Source organism: Nonomuraea sp. B5E05, from assembly GCF_039880665.1.
Classification (GTDB): domain Bacteria; phylum Actinomycetota; class Actinomycetes; order Streptosporangiales; family Streptosporangiaceae; genus Nonomuraea.
This window is the reverse complement of sequence record NZ_JBDPMJ010000011.1, coordinates 280,047-298,272: the sequence shown is the minus strand read 5'-3', so window position 1 is coordinate 298,272 and position 18,226 is coordinate 280,047. Positions and strand designations below refer to the sequence as shown.

Annotated in this window: 12 protein-coding genes; 5 read left to right on the top strand and 7 right to left on the bottom strand. The window is 73.2% G+C overall.

What is annotated here, in order from left to right; genetic code table 11:
* Positions 1–10: 10 nt before the first annotated feature.
* Genes ABGB01_RS22610 through ABGB01_RS22595 form a run of 4 tightly spaced genes read left to right on the top strand, consistent with a single transcriptional unit; the run spans position 11 to position 5,246 of the window.
* Positions 11–1,147: a siderophore biosynthesis protein gene (locus tag ABGB01_RS22610; RefSeq protein WP_347775517.1), complete on the top strand. Its 1,137-nt coding sequence runs from the start codon at positions 11–13 to the stop codon at positions 1,145–1,147.
* Positions 1,144–2,631 carry an IucA/IucC family protein gene (locus tag ABGB01_RS22605; RefSeq protein WP_347775516.1) on the top strand — a complete coding sequence of 496 codons (1,488 nt, stop codon included), beginning with the start codon at positions 1,144–1,146 and terminating at the stop codon, positions 2,629–2,631. The genes ABGB01_RS22610 and ABGB01_RS22605 overlap by 4 nt, the downstream gene beginning before the upstream one ends.
* On the top strand, positions 2,632–4,179 hold the full coding sequence (locus ABGB01_RS22600) for an IucA/IucC family protein (protein ID WP_347775515.1): 1,548 nt from the start codon (positions 2,632–2,634) through the stop codon (positions 4,177–4,179). It abuts the gene before it with no gap.
* Positions 4,176–5,246 (top strand): type III PLP-dependent enzyme, encoded by a 1,071-nt coding sequence (locus tag ABGB01_RS22595; protein WP_347775514.1) that lies wholly within the window; start codon positions 4,176–4,178, stop codon positions 5,244–5,246. The genes ABGB01_RS22600 and ABGB01_RS22595 overlap by 4 nt, the downstream gene beginning before the upstream one ends.
* Here the strand turns inward: ABGB01_RS22595 and ABGB01_RS22590 are convergent.
* Positions 5,206–8,505, bottom strand: a complete 3,300-nt coding sequence (locus ABGB01_RS22590; RefSeq protein WP_347775513.1) for an ATP-dependent DNA helicase — start codon at positions 8,503–8,505, stop codon at positions 5,206–5,208. The two genes, ABGB01_RS22595 and ABGB01_RS22590, sit on opposite strands and share 41 nt — an antisense overlap.
* On the bottom strand, positions 8,499–11,711 hold the full coding sequence (locus ABGB01_RS22585; protein ID WP_347775512.1) for an ATP-dependent DNA helicase: 3,213 nt from the start codon (positions 11,709–11,711) through the stop codon (positions 8,499–8,501). Before ABGB01_RS22585 ends, ABGB01_RS22590 begins: the two co-directional genes overlap by 7 nt.
* 173 nt (positions 11,712–11,884) lie before the next feature.
* On the opposite strand from ABGB01_RS22585, the gene ABGB01_RS22580 reads away from it, so the two are divergent.
* Complete coding sequence (locus tag ABGB01_RS22580; protein ID WP_347775511.1) at positions 11,885–12,499, top strand: NUDIX domain-containing protein; 615 nt, start codon at positions 11,885–11,887, stop codon at positions 12,497–12,499.
* Between the two features lie 17 nt (positions 12,500–12,516).
* Here the strand turns inward: ABGB01_RS22580 and ABGB01_RS22575 are convergent, their stop codons facing one another.
* The 5 genes from ABGB01_RS22575 to ABGB01_RS22555 all read right to left on the bottom strand — a co-directional run bounded on the left by ABGB01_RS22575 (position 12,517) and on the right by ABGB01_RS22555 (position 18,226).
* Positions 12,517–15,264 (bottom strand): CDP-glycerol glycerophosphotransferase family protein, encoded by a 2,748-nt coding sequence (locus ABGB01_RS22575; RefSeq protein ID WP_347775510.1) that lies wholly within the window; start codon positions 15,262–15,264, stop codon positions 12,517–12,519.
* A gap of 207 nt (positions 15,265–15,471) precedes the next feature.
* On the bottom strand, positions 15,472–15,786 hold the full coding sequence (locus ABGB01_RS22570) for an MGMT family protein (protein ID WP_347646425.1): 315 nt from the start codon (positions 15,784–15,786) through the stop codon (positions 15,472–15,474).
* Positions 15,774–16,133, bottom strand: coding sequence for a hypothetical protein (locus ABGB01_RS22565; protein WP_347775509.1), 360 nt, complete (start codon positions 16,131–16,133; stop codon positions 15,774–15,776). The genes ABGB01_RS22570 and ABGB01_RS22565 overlap by 13 nt, the downstream gene beginning before the upstream one ends.
* A 48-nt stretch (positions 16,134–16,181) precedes the next feature.
* Entirely contained in the window at positions 16,182–17,330 is a 1,149-nt protein-coding gene (locus ABGB01_RS22560) for a S8 family serine peptidase (RefSeq protein ID WP_347775508.1), read from the bottom strand.
* Positions 17,324–18,226 (bottom strand): hypothetical protein, encoded by a 903-nt coding sequence (locus tag ABGB01_RS22555; RefSeq protein ID WP_347775507.1) that lies wholly within the window; start codon positions 18,224–18,226, stop codon positions 17,324–17,326. Before ABGB01_RS22555 ends, ABGB01_RS22560 begins: the two co-directional genes overlap by 7 nt.

The window sequence follows — 18,226 nt, the reverse complement described above, 5'->3', positions numbered from 1 at the left end:
GGTCCTCGCGTTGCGGCTCTACCTGACCGCGCTCAAACCGACCGACTCCGTGACGGACGGCTTCCTGCCCGCGGCACGCGCGCTGGGCTGCGAGGTGACGATCCTGACGGACCGGCCTGAGCAGCATCCGCACGCCGTCGCGTGCGACGTGCGGGATCCGCGCGCGCTGATCGACACGGTCGAGCAGCTCGGCAGGCCCGACGCGATCTTCTCCAACTCCGACCACCTGCAGGCGGAGACTGCGCTGGCCGCGGACTACTTCGGGCTGCCCGGCAAGGACTGGCGGGCGTGCGTGGCGGCCAAGAACAAGTTCCTCATGCGGCGCCGGCTGCGGGAGGCGGGGGTCGAGCAGGTCTTCACCGTACGACTCGCGCCCGGCGACCCGGTGCCCGGCGACCCGCCCTACCCGGTCGTGCTCAAGCCGCGCGAGGGCGTTGCCAGCGAGGACGTCATGCTCGTCGAGCGAGACCTGGACCGGGCCGTGGCCGAGGTCAGGAAGCGGCGGCCCGGTGAGGCGCTGGTCGTGGAGGAATACCTCGAAGGGCCGCTGCGCACGCTGGAGACGCTGGGCGACGGCACCGGGCTGCGGGTGCTCGGCGGGTTCGAGACGACGCTGGGGCCGCTGCCGTACTTCGTGGAGGAGCGGCTCGACTGGGCGCCCGGCGGGCCGCACGAGCACGTACTGGAGGCGTTGCGGGCACTCGGAGCGGGGTTCGGGGCCTGCCACACCGAGTACGTCGTCACCCCGCGCGGGCCGAGGATCGTCGAGGTCAACTACCGGGTGATCGGCGACCACTGCGACTTCCTGCTGGGCGACGTGCTCGGGGCGCCGCTGTTCGCGTGGATCCTGCGGGTGCACCTCGGCGAGCCGGCGCCCGCCGTCCCCGAAACCACCGGGTACGGGAGCGCGGTGAGCCTGGTCGCCGACCGGCCGGGGACGATCAAGCAGGCGCCCGGCCACGAGTGCGTCGTCGCCGGTGACGTGCGGCTCTGGCACCGGTCCTTGCGGGCCGTCGGCGACGTCGTCTCCCTCACCCACACCAACCGCGACTACCTGGGCGTCGTCCGCGCGGTCGGGCCGGACCGGGCGCGGGTCGACGCGGCCATCGCCGACTACCGGGCCCGCCGGCCGTGGGTGCTCGAATGAGCACCAGGGAGTCGTACCTTGCCGCGCGGGTGCTGAACGCCCTGCTGCGCGAGGACTACGGCGGGCTGTCCTCCCGCGTCACCAGGGCCAGGGACGGCGTCGGGCTGCTGCTGGCGGACGGCCGCTGGGTGCGCCTGGCGCCAGGGCTGCCGTTCCAGGACTTCGTGGTCGCCGAGGGCGAGCGACTGGGCCTGGAGCAGGTGCTGGAGACGCTCGTGGAGGTGGCCGACCCCGCCGACGCCGAAGGGGTGGCGGCGTTCTTCGAGGAGTGCCTGGCGGCGCTGGCCGCGCTGGAGGCGCACGACTCCCGGGTGGACGAGGTGCTGGCGCGGCGGCCGTCGTACGAGACGCGGGCCGCGTTCGTGGACCATCCGGTCTATCCGACCTCCCGCGCCCGGCCGGGGTTGTCCGAGGACGAACTGGTGGCCTACGCGCCGGAGTTCGGGCCCGCCTTCGAGCTGCGGTGGGCGGCCGTGCCGCGCGACGCGCTCGCGCCGGGCTCCGCCGTGCGCCTTCCCGCGGAGGCCGACCCCGGCCTGCCCGTGGGGCCGCGCGAGGTGCTGTTCCCCGTGCACCCGCTGACCACCGGCGAGGTACGGAAGATCGACGGCGTGCGCCTGCTCGACCAGGCCGCGGTCACCGTGCGGCCCACCCTGTCCATGCGGACCGTCGAGGTCACCCCCCGGCTGCATCTCAAGCTGCCGCTGCCGATCAGCACGCTGGGGGCCAGGAACCGCCGCTCGATCAAACCGGGGACGCTGGCCGACGGCGCCAGAGCCGAGCTGCTGCTGCGCGAGCTGGCCGGCCCGGACGTGCTGCCGGCCGACGAGCAGACCTACGCGCAGACCGGGGACGAACATCTCGCGTGGATGGCCAGGCGGCTGCCCGCGGGCGAGATCGTGCCGGTCGCCGCGTTGACCGCCCCCGGCGTGCTCGACGAGGTGGGCGACGTGCTGCCCGGCTATCTGCGGCTGCTGTTGCGGTGGAACGTACGGCTTTTCGTGCGTTACGGCGTCGCGGTGGAGGCCCACCAGCAGAACCTCGCCCTGGTCCTCGGAGGAGACCGCATGAAGCTGCTCGTCAAGGACAACGACGGGCTGCTGGCCTCACCGGCGAGGCTGGCCGCCGCCGGGGTGGCGGTGCCGGAGTTCGGGGACGGGCGCATGCTGAACGACGATCCGCACGCGCTGGCCGACGTGTTCGTGACCATCACGCTGCACCTGGCCGCCGCGGCGGTCACGTTCGGGGCGCTGCCGCACGCGCGCGCGTCCGCGCTGCTGCGCGACACGCTGGCCGAGGCGCTCGCCGAGTACGGCGACGACCCCATGGCCAGGCTCCTGCGCGCCCGGACGCTCGACGCCGCCAGGCTGACCGGCAAGTCCATGATCACAGCCGGGACGCTCGTGGCGAAGGAGCGGTCCGGCGCCCGCGACATCAACAAGTTCTACGGGACCAGCGGGCCCAACTATCTGAGGAGAGCGTGAATGCCGAGCCTTGAGGGACTGGCCGTAGAGGCGCCCTCCGCCCTGGCCGAGGAGGCGACGCTGGCGGCCCTGCTGCGCTGCTGCGTGCGGGAGGTGGCCGGGCCGCGCGGCCTGGTGTGGCCGGCGCCGCCGTACCTGCTGCTGCGGGTCGCGGGCACGCTGCTGCGCGTGCGTGCCCACGGCGGCGCCGCGCTGCGCTTCGACGGCCCGCCTGAGCGCCTGGCCGGCGGCGCGTGGCAGGCGCTGACCACGGACGAGCTGATCGGGCTGGCCGAGGCCGAGCTGGGAGGGCTCGAGTGCAACGGCGAGTTCGCCGGTCAGGTGGCGGCCAGCAGGGACGCCGTGGCGGCGATCCTGACGGCCAGGGGCGCGGCCGTGCCGCCCGCCGATCCGTGGCTGGCGTCGGAGCAGGCGCTCGTGTTCGGCCATCCGTTCCACCCCAGTCCGAAGGCGCGGGGCGGTGCCGGCTGGTTGCAGTACGCGCCGGAGGCGCACGCCGAGTTCCCCCTCAGGCTGCTCGGCGTGCGGGCGGACCTCGTCGCCCAGGACGGGGACGCGTCGGCGCTCGACGCGATGGGCGACGCGCCGGCGGGCTACCGGCTGCTGCCCGCGCATCCGTGGCAGCTCGACCTGCTGCGGCCCGCGTTCGGGGCCGAGCTGGTCGACCTCGGGCCCGGCCCCGTGGTGCAGCCGACCTCGTCCGTACGGACGGTGTACGCCCCGGAGGCGGAGGTCTGCCTGAAGTTCTCCCTGGATGTACGGATCACGAACTGCGTACGGAAGAACGCCTGGTACGAGCTGGCCGGGGCCGTGGAGCTGACCAGGCGACTCGAACCCCTCTTCCGTGACGTGTCGGCCCGGCATCCCGCCACCCGCTGGTTGCCCGAACCCGGCTACCGTTCGGCCACCCTCAGCCTGAGGCTGCTCGAAGGGCTGGGCGTGATCGTCAGGCAGAGCCCGTGGGCCGCCTGCTCCCCCGGCGTGACCCCGGTGCTGGCCGCCGCCCTCGCCCTCGACGCTCCCACCCTGGATCCGCTGCCGTGGTGGGAGGCGTACGTGCGGGTGGTGGCGCTGCCGGTGCTGGAGCTGTATTTCACCCACGGCGTGGTGCTGGAGCCCCACCTGCAGAACGTCCTGGTCGGCCTGGACACCTCCGGGCTGCCCGCGCAGGCCGTCTTCCGCGATCTGGAGGGCACCAAGCTCGTCGAGGGCCGGCACGACCTCGGCGGCCTGCACCCCGACGTCGCCAGGGCCCTCACCTACGACGCCGAGCGGGGCTGGGCCCGGGTGGTCTACTGCCTGCTCGTCAACCACCTCACCGAGATCGCCGCGACGCTCGCCGGACCCGACGACGCGCTGCTGCGCGCGTTGTGGCGCGTCGCCCGCGACCTGCTGGCCCGCCAGGCCGGCGAGCTGGGCCGGCCGCTGCCCCTGTCGGACCTGCTCGCAGGGGCGCCGCTGCCGGCCAAGGCGAACCTGGGCGTGCGCTGGGCCAGGGCGGCCGACCGGGCCGCCGGTTACGTCCCGATCGCTAACCCGCTCGCATGATCAGCGCCCGCGTCGAGGACGCCGCCGCGAGCCTGCCCGCCGTCCCGGCCTACCTCTATGACCTGCCCGCGCTGGACGAGCACGTCGCGTCCGTACGGCGGGCGCTGGGGGCGGCCGAGCTGTACTACGCCGTCAAGGCCAACCCCGACGCCGAGCTGCTGCGCGTGCTGGCCGGGCACGTGGACGGGTTCGAGGTGTCGTCGGGTGGTGAGCACGCCCACGTCACGAGCCTGTTCCCGGGCATGCCGGTGGCGCTCGGCGGCCCCGGCAAGACCGACGCGGAGCTGCGCCTGCCGCACCACCGCATCCACGTGGAGTCGCCGAACGAGCTGCGCCGCCTGCTCGCCACGGGCCTGGAGGCCGACGTGCTGCTCCGGCTCAACCCCGACCTGCCGGTAGAGGGAGCGGCGCTCACGATGAGCGGCCCGTTCGGGATGGACGAGGAGGGCGTGGCCGAGTGCCTGCCGCTGTTCGGCGAGCGGGTGCGGCTGCGCGGCCTGCACGCGCACCTGGCCAGCGGGCTGGACGCGGACGAGTTGCTGCGGCTGGCCGGGATCCTGCTCGGGGGCGCGTACGACGAGGTCAACCTGGGCGGCGGCATGGCGGTCTCCTATGCCGCGCCGGAGAGGAGGTTCGGCTGGGAGGCGTACGGGGCCGGGCTGGCGGCGCTGGGCCGGGGGCGGCGGTTGCGGATCGAGCCGGGGCGGGCGCTGACCGTCTACTGCGGCTTCTACGTGACCAGGGTCGTGGACGTGAAGCGGGTGCGCGGCGAGGCGTACGCGATCGTGCTGGGCGGCACCCACCACCTGCGCACGCCGGCCACGAAGGGCCACGACCAGCCCTTCACGGTGCTTCCCACGGGGTCAGGACCGGGGGTCGCCGGCGAGCCGACCACGTTCGTCGGCCAGCTGTGCACCCCGAAAGACGTATTCGCCCGAAATATCGTGACCACGGCCCGCGTGGGCGACACCGTGGTCTTCGAGATGGCCGGCGCCTACGCCTGGAACATCTCGCACCACGACTTCCTCATGCACCCGAAGCCGGCTTTCCACTATCTGCGATCCTGACGCTCTCGATGAGCGCCACCAGGCCGTCGGCGTCGAGCAGGTCGACCGGGCGCACCGTGCGGTTCGCGCGTACGTAGTGGAAGGCCGCGCCCACCCGCTCCAGCGGCACGCCCGCCAGCTGCGACCAGGCCAGCCGGTACGCCGCCAGCTGCACCGACGCCGCCCTGGCCTTCCTGCCCCTGGGCGGCTGCCCGGTCTTCCAGTCGACGACCTCGTAGCCGCCGCCGGGCCGCTCGAAGACGGCGTCCATCCGCCCGCGCACCAGCCGGTCGGCGATCATGGTCTCGAACGGCACCTCGAGCTCGACCGGCCGCCGGTCGGCCCACTCGCTCTCCTCGAACCGCTCCTGCAGCTCGGCCAGCCGCACGTCGGCCTCTTCGAGCTCGTCGTACAGGTCGAGCTCGAAGTCGTCGATCAGCCGCTGCTGGTCCCAGCGCGTCTCCAGCCACTTGTGGAACGACGTGCCGCGCCGGGCCAGCGGCGCGGGCTTGGCCGGGACCGGACGGCGGATCCTGCGGGCCAGCTCGCGCGGGTCGGCGGCCAGCGTGACCAGCGACGACACGGTCAGCTTCGCGGGCAGCTCGACGGTCGTCGCGGGCCGGCGCCGGTGCAGCTCGCGCTCGCGCAGGAGCAGGTCGGTGTCGCGTTCCCAGGCGCGCAGGCGCTCCTCCTCGAACGAGCGCAGCGGCTCCCCGGCTTCTTCCTCCTCGGCGGGTGAGCCGGCGAGCCTGCCTGAGAGGGCGTCCTCGACCAGGCGGGCGCCGTCGAGCACCGACTCGTAGCGCAGCCCCTCCGGCGTGACGGGCCAGACGGCCTCGGCGGGCTCGGCGAGCAGCGGGTTGGTGACCCCCTCCGCGAGGTCGCCGGCCCAGAACGAGACGCGGTCGGCGGTGTCGCGGATCTCCAGCAGGAAGTCGGACGGCTCCAGCGGCTTCGTCGCGGTGCCCCAGCGGTAGCCGGAGGCGATCAGGTGATAGTGGGCCCGGGTCACCGCGACATACGCCAGCCTGCGCTCCTCCATCAGGTCGCGCTCGCGGCAGCGCTCGTCGAACGCGGCCAGCTCCTCCTTGCTCAGCCCGGCGAGCCTGGGCAGGTCGGCGGCGTCGCCGCGCAGGGAGTAGGGGAGCTTGCGCGGGTTGTCCGTCCAGCGGCTGTTGGTGACCGGGGTGGCGGGGAACACGCTGCCCGTGGCGATCGTCCCCTTCGAGCTGACGAGCTGCGACAACCCCGGCACCACCACGATCGGCCATTCCAGCCCCTTGGAGGCGTGCACGGTCATCAGCTTGACGCTGTTGCTCTCGCCGACCCGTCCGGCCTCCAGCCCGAACTCCTCGCTCTCGGCCGCCTGCAGGTAGGCCAGGAACGCGCCGAGCGTCGGGTCCTCGGAGTCGCCCGCGAACCTGGACGCCGCGTCGAGGAACGCGTCGAGGTCGGCCCGCGCCGCGAACGCGCTCACCGTGCCGCTGCGCGCGGCCACCTCGACGTCGAGACCGAGCCGCCGCTCGACCTCGGAGATCAGGTCGGGCAGCGGTTGCGCGGTGTGGGCTCTGAGCTGGCGCAGTTCGTGGGCGAGCGCGACGAGCCTGGTGCGGGCCAGCGGCGAGAAAGCCTCCAGCCACTCCTCCCTGTCAGGCAGCTCGTCCAGCGCGTCGACCAGGCTGCCGCGCTCCTCCGCCAGGTCGGCCACCACCTGGTCGAGCGGGTCGTCCTCGCGGTGGCTCTCGCTCAGCTCGCGGGCCAGGTCTCGCGCGCGCTCCCCCAGCACCCGCAGGTCGGCGGGGCCGATGCGCCAGCGCGGCCCGGCCAGCAGCCTGGCCAGCGCGTCGCCGGCCGTGGCGTCGTAGAGGACGCGCAGGGTGGCCACGATGTCGCTGACCTCGGGCACGGTGAGCAGGCCGCCGAGGCCGACCACCTCGACCGGGATGTCGCGATCCTCGAGCGCCCTGCGCAGGGCCGGGAACTGCGAGCGCTTGCGCGCCAGGATCGCGACGTCCTGGGGTTGCACGGCGAGCGTCTTCTTGCGCTCCTGCTCGCCCCAGGGCATGCCGTCGGGGGCGACCTCCTGGCCGAGGATCCTGGCGATGCCGTCGGCGATCCACGCGGCTTCGTCCTCGGCGGTCTCGTGGAAGGCGCACGTGACGCGGCCCCGGTCGACACGGTTGGGGCCGGGGACGAGGACCGGCACCTCGCGGGCCTCCATGCGCAGCGGGAGCTGGACGCGGGCGGCGACGTCGAGGACGCGGTCGCCGTTGCGGAAGCTGACGCTGAGCTGGCGGACCGGGGCAAGATCGCCCGAACTTGTCCGGAAATCTCGGGAAAAGCGGCGAAGGTTGCCGGAGGACGCGCCGCGCCAGCCGTAGATCGACTGGCAGGGGTCGCCCACGGCGGTCACCGGATGGCCCCCGCCGTAGAGGGAGCGCAGCAGCACGAGCTGGGCGTGGCTGGTGTCCTGGTATTCGTCGAGCAGCACCACGGAGAAGCGGGCGCGCTCGATCTCGCCGACCTCCTTGTGACCGGAGGCGATCCTGGCGGCCAGCGACATCTGGTCTCCGTAGTCGATGACCTCGCGGCGGCGCTTGAGCAGTTCGTACGCCTCCACCAGCGGCAGCAGCTGCTCCCTGGCCTCCTGGACGCCGAGCGGCCTGCGCTGCGCGAGCGTGGTGCGGCCGGGCAGCGCGGCGAGGCGGTCCTTCAACCACCCGCCCAGCCGCCTGACGTCGGAGGGCGAGCGCAGATGCTCCGACAGCTCGCCCGCCAGTTCCAGCACGGCGGCCGTGACCGACGGCGGCCCCAGCTCGATCTTGTCCATCGGCCCGTCGTACATCGCCACCACCCGCGACGCGAGCTGCCACGACACGGCGGGCGTGACCAGGCGCATGGTCGGCTCCAGCCCTTCGCGCAGCGCGTGGTCGGTCACCAGGCGGGAGGCGTAGGCGTGGTAGGTGGACACGGTGGGCTCGTTGTCGAGCGCGCCCGGCTCGACCAGGCCTGCCTCCGCCAGGCCGGACAACCGCTCCCTGACCCTCGTGGCCAGCTCGGCCGCGGCCTTGCGGGTGAACGTCAGGCCGAGCACGTTCTCCGGCTTGACCAGGCCGTTGGCGACCAGCCAGACCACGCGGCCGGCCATCGTCTCGCTCTTGCCTGAGCCCGCGCCCGCCATCACGACGGTCGGCTCCAGCGGCGCCTCGATGACCGCGCCCTGCTCGCGGGTGGGGGGCAGGATGCCGAGCTTGCCGGCGAGTTCGGCCGGGGTCAGCACACCTGGCCCCCGTTGTCGTTGACCGGGCAGCTCGCCCTGGCCGCGCAGGTGCGGCAGCCGTCGTTGACCTTGGCCTGGAAGAACGGGCCCGACATGCCGGTCGCCACGGTGTCGACCAGATCCGCGGCCCAGCCGGGGTCGCGGTCGTCGGCCAGCGCGCCCTGCCGCTGCTCCAGCGCCTCCTTCTTGCCCGCCGCCTTGCCCAGCTGCACCAGCGCGGCGCCGCCCGGCTCGGTCATGCCGTGCCGGGCGAACGCGCCGAGCAGCGCCGCGAGCTGGTAGACGCCCAGCTGCGGATGGCGGTCGAGATCACCCGCCTTGGGTTTGGCGCCGCCGGTCTTGAGGTCGATGATGACCGCGCGATTGCCGGAGTCGCGCTCGACCCGGTCGACCCGGCCCTTGATCTGCACGCCGTCGGAGATCATCGCGGTGAACGCCTCCTCCAGCGCCACCAGCTCGCGTGGATTCTCCTTGTGCCAGCGCAGGAACTTGCCGATCATCTGCTCGGCGACCTGGCGCTGCTTGCGGTTGTACCAGACGCCGCCGAAGTCGAGATCGTTCCAGACCTGGTCGAGGCGGTCGCCGAGGAGATCCTCGCTGGGCAGGTCGGTGGCCGCCAGGACGGCCAGCGCGTGGATCACGTTGCCCAGGCCCTGGGCGGTGCTGGTGCCCGCGGCCCCGACCGCCGTCTCCAGGAGCCAGCGCAGGCCGCACTTGGTGAAGCTCTCGACCGCCGACGGCGAGATGCTGACGACCCCGTCGGGCCAGCTCAGGGCGCGATCGTCGGAGATGGGGGTGAGGGCGTACCAGTCGTTGGGGTGGGCTCCCTGAACCCCCGCGGCGGCCAGGCGGGCGAGCTGGCTCGCGGCTTTCCTGCGCATCTTCGCCGGCTTGGTGGGGTCGGTCACCGCGCTGCGCAGGTCGGCCACGAGCGCGGACATGGTGAGCCAGCGGGCGCGGTCGTCGATCGTGGCCGTCTCCACCGCGCCCGGCATCAGCTCGCTCAGGAACCTGGACGGCCGTTCGTCGGTGTCGTCGCCGCCCACGGCCGTCACCACGAGCCTGCGCCTGGCCCTGGTCGCGGCCACGTAGAACAGCCTGCGCTCCTCGGCCAGCAGCTTGGAGGCCAGCGAGGCGGCGCTCGGCTCGGCGCCCTCGACCACCTCGACGAGGTCTTCGACGCCGAGGAGCGACCCGCGCAGGCGCAGATCGGGCCAGACGCCCTCCTGCACGCCCGCGACCACGACGACGTCCCACTCGAGGCCCTTCGAGCGGTGGGCGGTCAGCACGCGTACGGCGTCGCCGTCGGGGGCCCGGTCGGCCAGCGTGTCGCCGGGGATCTCCTGGGCGGCCAGGTCGTCGATGAACACCTCGGGGCCCGCCTTGGGCATGCGGTCGACGAACCGTGCCGCGTGGTCGAACAGCGCCACCACGGCGTCGAGGTCGCGGTCGGCCTGCGCGCCCCTGGGGCCGCCCGCCAGGCTCAGATCGGTCCAGCGCGCCCCCAGGCCGCTGCTCTGCCACACGGCCCACAGGAGGTCTTCGGCGGTGCCCTCCTGCTGTGCGGCCTCCCTGGCGGTGGCGAGGAGCCTCGCGACCCGCTCGGCGGGCAGGGCGATGTGGGGCTCGACGCGGGTGAGCTCGCGCACGTCCTGCACGGCGGCGACGAGCAGCTCGCCGGACGAGCGCGCCGCTAACGGCCGCTCGTCGTCGCCGGCGCCCGCCTCGCGCAGCGCGGCCACGGCGTCGTTCTCGGCGATCTTGAGAGCGCGGCGGAGGCGGCGTACGCCGATCATGTCGGTGCCGCCGAGCGGGCCCGTCAGCAGCTCCTCCGCCACCGGCTCGTCGAGCTGGGCCGGGTCGAGCGCGACCCGCAACATCGTGAGCAGCGGGCGCACGCCGGGCTCCTGGGCGATCGGCACCTCGTCGCCCGCGATCATCGTCGGCACGCCCGCGTTGACCAGAGCCCGCCTCAGCAGCGGCACCTGGCGTTTGGCCGAGCGGACCAGCACCGCCATCCGGCGCCACGGCACGCCGTCGATCAGGTGGGCCCGCCGCAGGGTGTCGGCCACGATGGCGGCCTCCTGGCTGGTGCTGTCGGCCAGCAACACCCGCACGTCGCCGGCCTCGGCGTCGGGGAGCGGCGTCAGGTCGCGGTGGTCGTGCTCGTGCCCGTAGGCGTGGTCGGGCATGGGGGCGACCGGCAGCCGGGCGGCGACCCGGCGCGAGGCCTCCAGCAGGTCGGCGCCGCTCCTGCGGCACACCCGCAGCGCCAGCACCGGCGCGGGGCGGCCGTCGCGGGCCGGGAATCGCTCGGGGAACTGCATGATGCCCTGCACGTCGGCGCCCCTGAAGCCGTAGATCGACTGGTCGGGGTCTCCCACCGCGACCAGGTCGCGGCCGTCGCCCGCGAGCTGGGCGAGCAGCAGCTCCTGAGCCGGGTCGGTGTCCTGGTATTCGTCGACGAACACCACGTCGTGCGCGGCCCGCTCGCGCGCCAGCACCCCAGGCCGGGCCAGCAGCGCCGAGGCGGCCCTGACGAGCTCGGCGTAGTCGTAGGTCTCCTCGGGGTCGAGGTCGAACCTGTCCTGGTAACGCTCGGCGAACCGGCCGGCCGCCGCCCAGTCGGCGCGCCCGTGCCGCCGGCCGAGCGCGACGAGGCGCTCGGCGTCGAGGCCGCGCTCGTTGGCCCGCGACAGGAAGTCGCGCAGCTCCTCGGCGAACCCGCGGGTCTTGAGCGGCTCGCGCAGCGACGGCGGCCAGTCGAGCGCGCCGTTCTCCAGCTCGCCGTGGAGCAGGCGGCGGATCTCCAGGAGCTGCTCGGGACCGGTGAGCAGGCGCGGCGGAGGCTTGCCTTCGAGCACGGCCTCGCGGCGCAGGAGGGCGTAGGCGTAGGAGTGGAAGGTGAGGGCGAGCGGGGTGCGGGTGGTGCGGCGCAGGCGGGCGGTGACGCGCTGGCGCAGCTCCTCGGCGGCCTTCCTGCTGAAGGTGAGGATGAGCACCCGCTCGGGGTCGAGACCCCGCCGCTCGATCCGGTCGACGACGCTCTCCACGATCGTGGTGGTCTTGCCGGTGCCGGGCCCGGCGAGGACGAGGAGGGGGCCGCTTTCGTGCTCGACCACGGCACGCTGGTGCTCGTCGAGCACAGGAGGCACAACAGGTCCGCCGTTGCCGCGACGCACCAGCCGCCAGGTCTGACCACTCACAACACTAGATTCCACCAGACCACAGGGGTAGATCGTGCCGACTTGCCCGGTCTCCTCGCGCGATCCGCCTACCGTATCGAGGCAAATATCCAGATCCCCGGCGACACGCCGCCCCGCCGTTCGCTCCGGGCTTCACCCTGCCTACGGAGAGTGATGTCCAGTAACCTGGAGTCATGCGCTGGCTGGTCCGCTCCGAGACGTCGCTCTACTCCGACGAGTGGCTGGACCTCAGGGTCGCCGACGTGGAGTTGCCCGACGGGCGCCACCTCGACCACCGGCTCGTCCGCACCGCGCCCGGCGCGGGGGTCGTCGTCACCGACGGCCACGACCGGGTGCTGCTGATCTGGCGGCACCGCTTCATCACCGACACCTGGGGCTGGGAGATCCCGCTCGGGCGGATCGACGAGGGCGAGATGCCGATCGCGGCGGCGGCCCGCGAGGTCGAGGAGGAGACCGGATGGCGGCCAGGCCCGCTGCGCCCGCTGCTGTCCGTCCAGCCGTTCAACGGGCTCTCCGACAGCCTGCACCACGTCTACCGCGCCGAGTCGGCCACCCGCGTCGGGCCGCCCGCCGATCCGTCGGAGGCCACGCGTGTGGAGTGGCTCCACCTCTCCCTGATCCGCGGGCTCATCGCCGACGGGGAGATGGTCTGCGGCACCAGCGTGGCGGCGCTGCTCTACCTCCTGGTGGAGCACACCCCCCACGGTGGCGCGGCACGGCCGCCCGCCGAGCCCGCGCACGATCCCGGCAGGCGCCTCCTCCTGCCGGACCTGCCCGACCTCTTCTGACGGCCGGGCCGCCCCCGTCAGGGGAAGAGGTGGTCAACCACGCGCGCCGTGGCCTTGCCGTCGTCCTTGGGCGCGAACGTGGCGCGGAAGGCGTCGTAACGGTCCGCGTGTGCCGCCGCCACCTCGTCGATCGACCTCAGCGCGTCGATCACCTCGGCCGACGTCGACAACACCGGCCCCGGCGCCAGCTCGGACAGGTCGAGGTAGAGGCCCCGCTTCGACGAGTATTTAGCCAGGTCGTAGCCGTAGAACACGATCGGGCGGCCGGTGCAGACGAAGTCGAACATGACCGAGGAGTAGTCGGTCACCAGGACGTCGGTCACCAGTAGCAACTCGGCGATGTCCGGATATGTGGTGACGTCGCGGGCGATGTCGGGGACAGCGGGCATCGCCTGCATCGGGTGGGCACGTACGAGGATCTCGTGGTCGGCGCCCAGCGCCTCCCTGGCCTTGGCGAGGTCGAGCTTGACCATGGCGTTCTTGCGGTCGTAGTCACGCCACGTCGGCGCGTACAGGACCACCCGCTTGCCCGGCGCCAGCCCGAGACGCTCGCGGACCGCCGCCGCGAGAGCGTCGCGGTCGGGCGAGGTGAGCACGTCGTTGCGGGGCAGGCCGCTCTCCAGCACCTCGCCCTTGTAGCCGAACGCCTTGCGCAGCACCGGCGTGGCCCACGGCGACTGCGACAGCAGCAGGTCCCAGCCGCGCACCTCCGCCGCCTGCCGATACCAGATCGGCGGCTTCGGGTCGCGCTGCATGTGGGGCTGGTCGTTGCCGAGGTGCTTGGCCGGGGTGCCGTGCCAGGTCTGCACCACGACCTGGTCCTCGCGGGCGCGGAACCACGTGGGCAGGAACGCGTTGGTGATGATGTGGCGCGACCTGGCCAGCGCCGCGTGGTGCTCGCGGCTGCCGGCACGCACGACGGTCGCGCCGCCCTCCGGCACGAACGCGCCGTCCTTGACGATCCAGATGTGCTCGCGGTCGTCGCCCCGCCGCAGCCGCTCCTCGTAGATGGCGCGGACGCTGTCGGCGTACAGCCGCCCGTCGTTGACGACGTAGGTGGTCGCGTCCGTCAGCGGCTCGGTGCGCTGGGCCGGGTAGAACACGCGGCGCAGCACGTGGGTGCCCGCCACGCCGCGCTCGTCGGCGGGCCGGTCCTCCTCGACCGTCACCACCGGCACGTCGAACCGCGTGGAGATCATCCGGTATGTGCGCCCGTCGAACGTGCGCGGATCCTCGTCGAACCCCGGCAGCGCGGCGTGGCCGACGCGCAACGGCACGATCTCACCCGACGGGTGGCGCAGCGACATGTTCCAGGTGCCGGACGCCAGCGGCACGGCATCGCCGAAACGGTCCATGGCCGCCGGCTCGACGCGTACGGTGAACGCGTCGCCGGACCGCTCCATGGGGATCCAGTAGGACAGCCCTGACCTGTGCCGCAACGTGAGCGTGCGGGGGCCCGGCGCGTCGGGATAGTCGCCGCGCAGGACGAGCACCGGCCCTTCCCAGGCGGCCGAGGTGATCACCGGCCGGGTGCGGTGGGCGGAGACGACGACACGGTCGCGCCGGTCGCCGAGCACGGTGATCTCGCGGTCGCCCACGGTCGTGCGGGTGCCCGGCAGGTCGGCGAGCATGACCGACGCGGCGGGGTCTCCCTTGGGCTCGACCCAGAGCCGCCGGCCGTCCTTCTCCTGCAGCAGCGCCGGCACGGCCAGCCCGACGACGACCTGCGTACCGTCGCCCGAGGGCGTGAAGTCGGCGGCGATGCGGTGGCCGCCCAGCCTGGCGTGGCCCTTGGTCACCGTACGTCCGGGCAGGGAGATCCTGAGCTCGAGGCGCTCGCCGTCGACGGACACGCCCTTCAGTTCGGCCCGGTTGGGCTGGAGCACGATCTGCAGCGCCCTGTCGGACGTCCAGACCGGCCTGGCCCACCAGCCGGGCTTCAGCCGGCGCCCGGCCGGCCGCTCCGCCCTGCCGATCGAGAAGCCGCGCAGCAGGCCGGTGGCCCGCGCTCCCCGGCTCCAGAACACGATCTCCGCGCGCCATGTCGTGGCGTCGGGCACGGAGGGGCGGTGGCGCATCCGGCGGCGCACGGCGGACACCGCGCCGCGCACGGCGCCGCGCCAGCGCAGCGACCACGGGCTGAGCTCCGCGGTGAATCCGGACCAGTCGTAGTTGCAGCCGGGCTCGCGCGCCCCGTGGGTGGCCTCGGGGGCGAGGACCCGGCGCGTGCGCATGCGGATGGGCGGCAACCACCGGGGGCCGCGCAGCACCACGGTCGCCCAGTTGAACCTGCGGCTGCGTACGGACAGGCCCGCCAGGTAGGCGAAGCCGGTGACGCGCAGCTTGCCGTCGACCCAGACGATGTCGTCGATGTGGGTCACCGGGACCAGGTCGGAGCGGCGCAGCCGGAGCAGGTCGGACGGCAGTTCGTCGCTGAAGGGCAGCTCGGCGTACCAGCGCAGGCCCTTGCGGATGCGCTTGGACGGCTCGGCCGCCGCGGCCACGACCGTGGTGAGCGTCTCGCCCTCGACGAGCTCCTCGTCGGGGCGGTGCTCGATCAGGTGGCAGATGACGCGGCGCGCGACCGGCAGGTCACGTTTGACGCGCGCGTCGACGCCCGCCAGGTAGGGGCGGATGAGCTGGAGCATCTCGCGCCGGCGCGCCGCGCCGCGTTTGACCGCGAGATCCATGCGGTTCCCCAGGGGGCCGCTCAGCACCTCGGTGTCGAACGCCGCGTCGCGACCGCCTGGACCGACCGCTCGCATGACCGCTTCGAGAGGCTCGCCACGATCACAAAGATCTTGGACAGCCTTCAGGCGGTCGGCGAGCGAATCGCCGCCCTGGCTTTGGGCTGTAACGCCGGTGGCCATAGGGAGGCACCGCCTTTCGGGCCGCCATCAGTGTTCTGCCCATGGTAATGCGCGTCACATGTCACAGAATCGCCCGTTCGGCGAAAGTGCTGGTCAGGCCGCTTACTGAAAATCCGCTGAACGCCCGTCCCAGCGGGCCAGCCGCATGTCGACCCGCTCGCCGCGCAGCGGAGTGCCCTCCTCGCGCCAGTGGGCCAGGCATCTCCGCAGGTGGTCAGGGGCGGCGCCGCTGCCGTCCGCGTGCACGACCCGCCACCACGGCACGCCGCCACCCCACGTCGACATCACCGCGCCGACCTGACGCGGACCGCCCTCGCCGAGGTATTCGGCGATGTCGCCGTAGGCCATGACCCTGCCCGGCGGGATGCGCTCCACGAGATCGAGCACCTTCTCCGCGAACGGGTTCATGGAGTCCATGAGGCCGGCCCGGCGTCGATGATCTCGTCGAACTTGCCGATCTCCACCGTGCCGCCGCCCGCCTCGACCTCGATGACGCCGTCACGCAGAGCGTAGACCTCGCCGTCCTCGCCCACGAGCCGGGCGCCGAGCGCGGCCGACAACCGCAGGAGCTGTGCCACCTGCCAGTCGGAGCCCGGCTCGCCGATCAGCTGGTCGTCCCAGCGTGCCACCGCGTGCACGGCGCCCCCGTGACCGGCCACGATCTCGTCAGATCCGCGCAGCTCGAAACCGGCCGGAGCGATGGCCTTCGCGAGCTCCGCGAAGGCGAGTGGTGACTCACGCACCACCCGCAGCTCGTATCCCATGACGGGGGACCATAGCGGATGTTCACTCCTCCCGTCGTACGGAGCCTTTCACTCCTTGCGCTGATTGAGCATGATGATCGCGCCGCAGAACGCCACCAGCGCCACCAGCACGCCGCCGCCGTACAACAGCAGGCGGAGCGGGTCGGGCCCTGGAGGCGCCGGGACGGGTGAGTCCTCGCCCTCCCCGAAGTGGTCCATCCCCGGCACGACGCTGCGTTTCGCGCCACTCAGGCTTCCGGCGGCGTTGAGCGCGGCCGCCGCGTCGACCACGCCGAACCCCGTCTGGTCGTCGTAACCGGCGGCGGGCCGGCCCCTGGCGCTCGACGACAGCGCCTGGGCCACCTGCTCGGGCCGCATCTTCGGATAGCGCGACTTGATCAACGCGGCCACGCCCGCCACGAGCGCGGCGGCCGAGCTGGTGCCCTGCGACATCTCGTAGCCGCTCTTGCGCTTGACCACGGGCACGCCGACGCCGGGCGCCGCCACCAGCACCGACAGGTTGTCGCTGCTGAACGTCGCCCGCCTGCCCTGCCTGTCGGTGGCCGCCACGCCGATGACGCCCGGGTAGCCGGCGGGGAAGCTCCAGTAGGAGGTGTCCTCCTTCTTGGCATAGTCGGTCTGGCCGTCGTTGCCCACGGCGGCCACCAGCACGACGCCCTTGCCGAGCGCGTAGGAGACGGCCTCGCGCTCGGACCTGAGCGGGCCGTAGGAGCCGATCGACATGCTGACGACCTGGGCGCCGTGGTTGGCGGCGTAGCGCAGGGCGCGGGCCAGCGGGCTCTCCCGCGAGCGCCCCTCGTCCGGCGCCGGCGTGACCATCGTGGGCTCCTCGTCGGTGACCAGGGGCAGCGAGAGGATGCGCGCGGCCGGGGCGACGCCGGTCAACCCGTCGTCCTCGCCCGAGCCGGCGATCAGCCCGGCCATGGCGGTGCCGTGCCTGCCCGGCGACACCTCGCGGCTCACCGCGCCCGAGGTCATGTCGGGGCCGGCGGTCACGCGGCCCTTGAGCTCTTTGACCTCGCCGTCCACCGCGCTGTCCACAACGGCGACGGTGACGCCCGCGCCCTTGGTGACCGACCACGCCCGCTCGATGTTGAGCGCGTCCAGCACCCACTGCTGCTGGTCGCGTACGGGGTCGGCGGCGGGCCCTGCCAGGACGAGCAGCGCGGCCGTGAGCGTGCGTACGGCGTTCAGCACACGTTCCCCTGGGTACAGGGCGGCACCTTGGGCGGGTCCGCCAGGAAGTAGGCGATCTGGTTGCCGACCGACTTGGCCGTCGGCCACAACTCACTGTGCAGGATCTCCTCGGGCGGGACCGCGGCCCTGGCGCGCCCGTCGGCGTAGCCCGCCGTCGAGAACACGATGTACGGCCCCGCGCCCACCCAGCCGGTGCGCTGGCGCTGCTGAGGGCCGAAGCGTTCGGTCACCGTGCCGGGGAAGGCGACCGGCAGCACGCCGACACGGTCGTCCTTGGTGAGCTCGTCCGTCGCCGAGACCCTGGACTCCTCGTCCTCCAGCACGGCGACGCCGACCGTGATGACAAACGCTGCCGTCTGGTCGGTGTACGTGGCCCGCAGCATGGTGACGCAGCCGTGGTTGCGCAGCACCCCGGCCACGGAGGCGTCCACGCCCTTGCCGCAGTCGGTCTCCGGTGCGATGCCGACGCGCCTTGCGTACTGCTGGGCGCGGTCGAGGCCGACGTACTTCACCTCTTCCGGGAAGACGCCCGTGGCCGGCCACGCCTGCCAGCGCCTGGCGATCTCCTCGTCTTTGTACTGGTTCTGCTCGGCGGCGGTCAGCGGGCGCGAGCGGGTCTCGGCGACCAGCCCGACCGTGCCCAGCAGCACGACGATGGCCGAGACGGCGAGGATGACGCCGAGCAGCACGACGAAGATGCGCCGGTAGCGGATGCCCTGCCTGAGGTCCTCCATCTGGGCGCGCTGCCGGGCGGCCGTGCGCGTGCGGGAATTGGCCGCGGGCCATGCGCGGACGCGTGACCTGCGGCCGGTCGCGGCGCCGAGCGGGTTGCTCCGTCGCTGCGTGGCCTCTCCCCCGGCGCGCGGAAGCCCTGAGGTCGTCCTACGTGCCTTCAC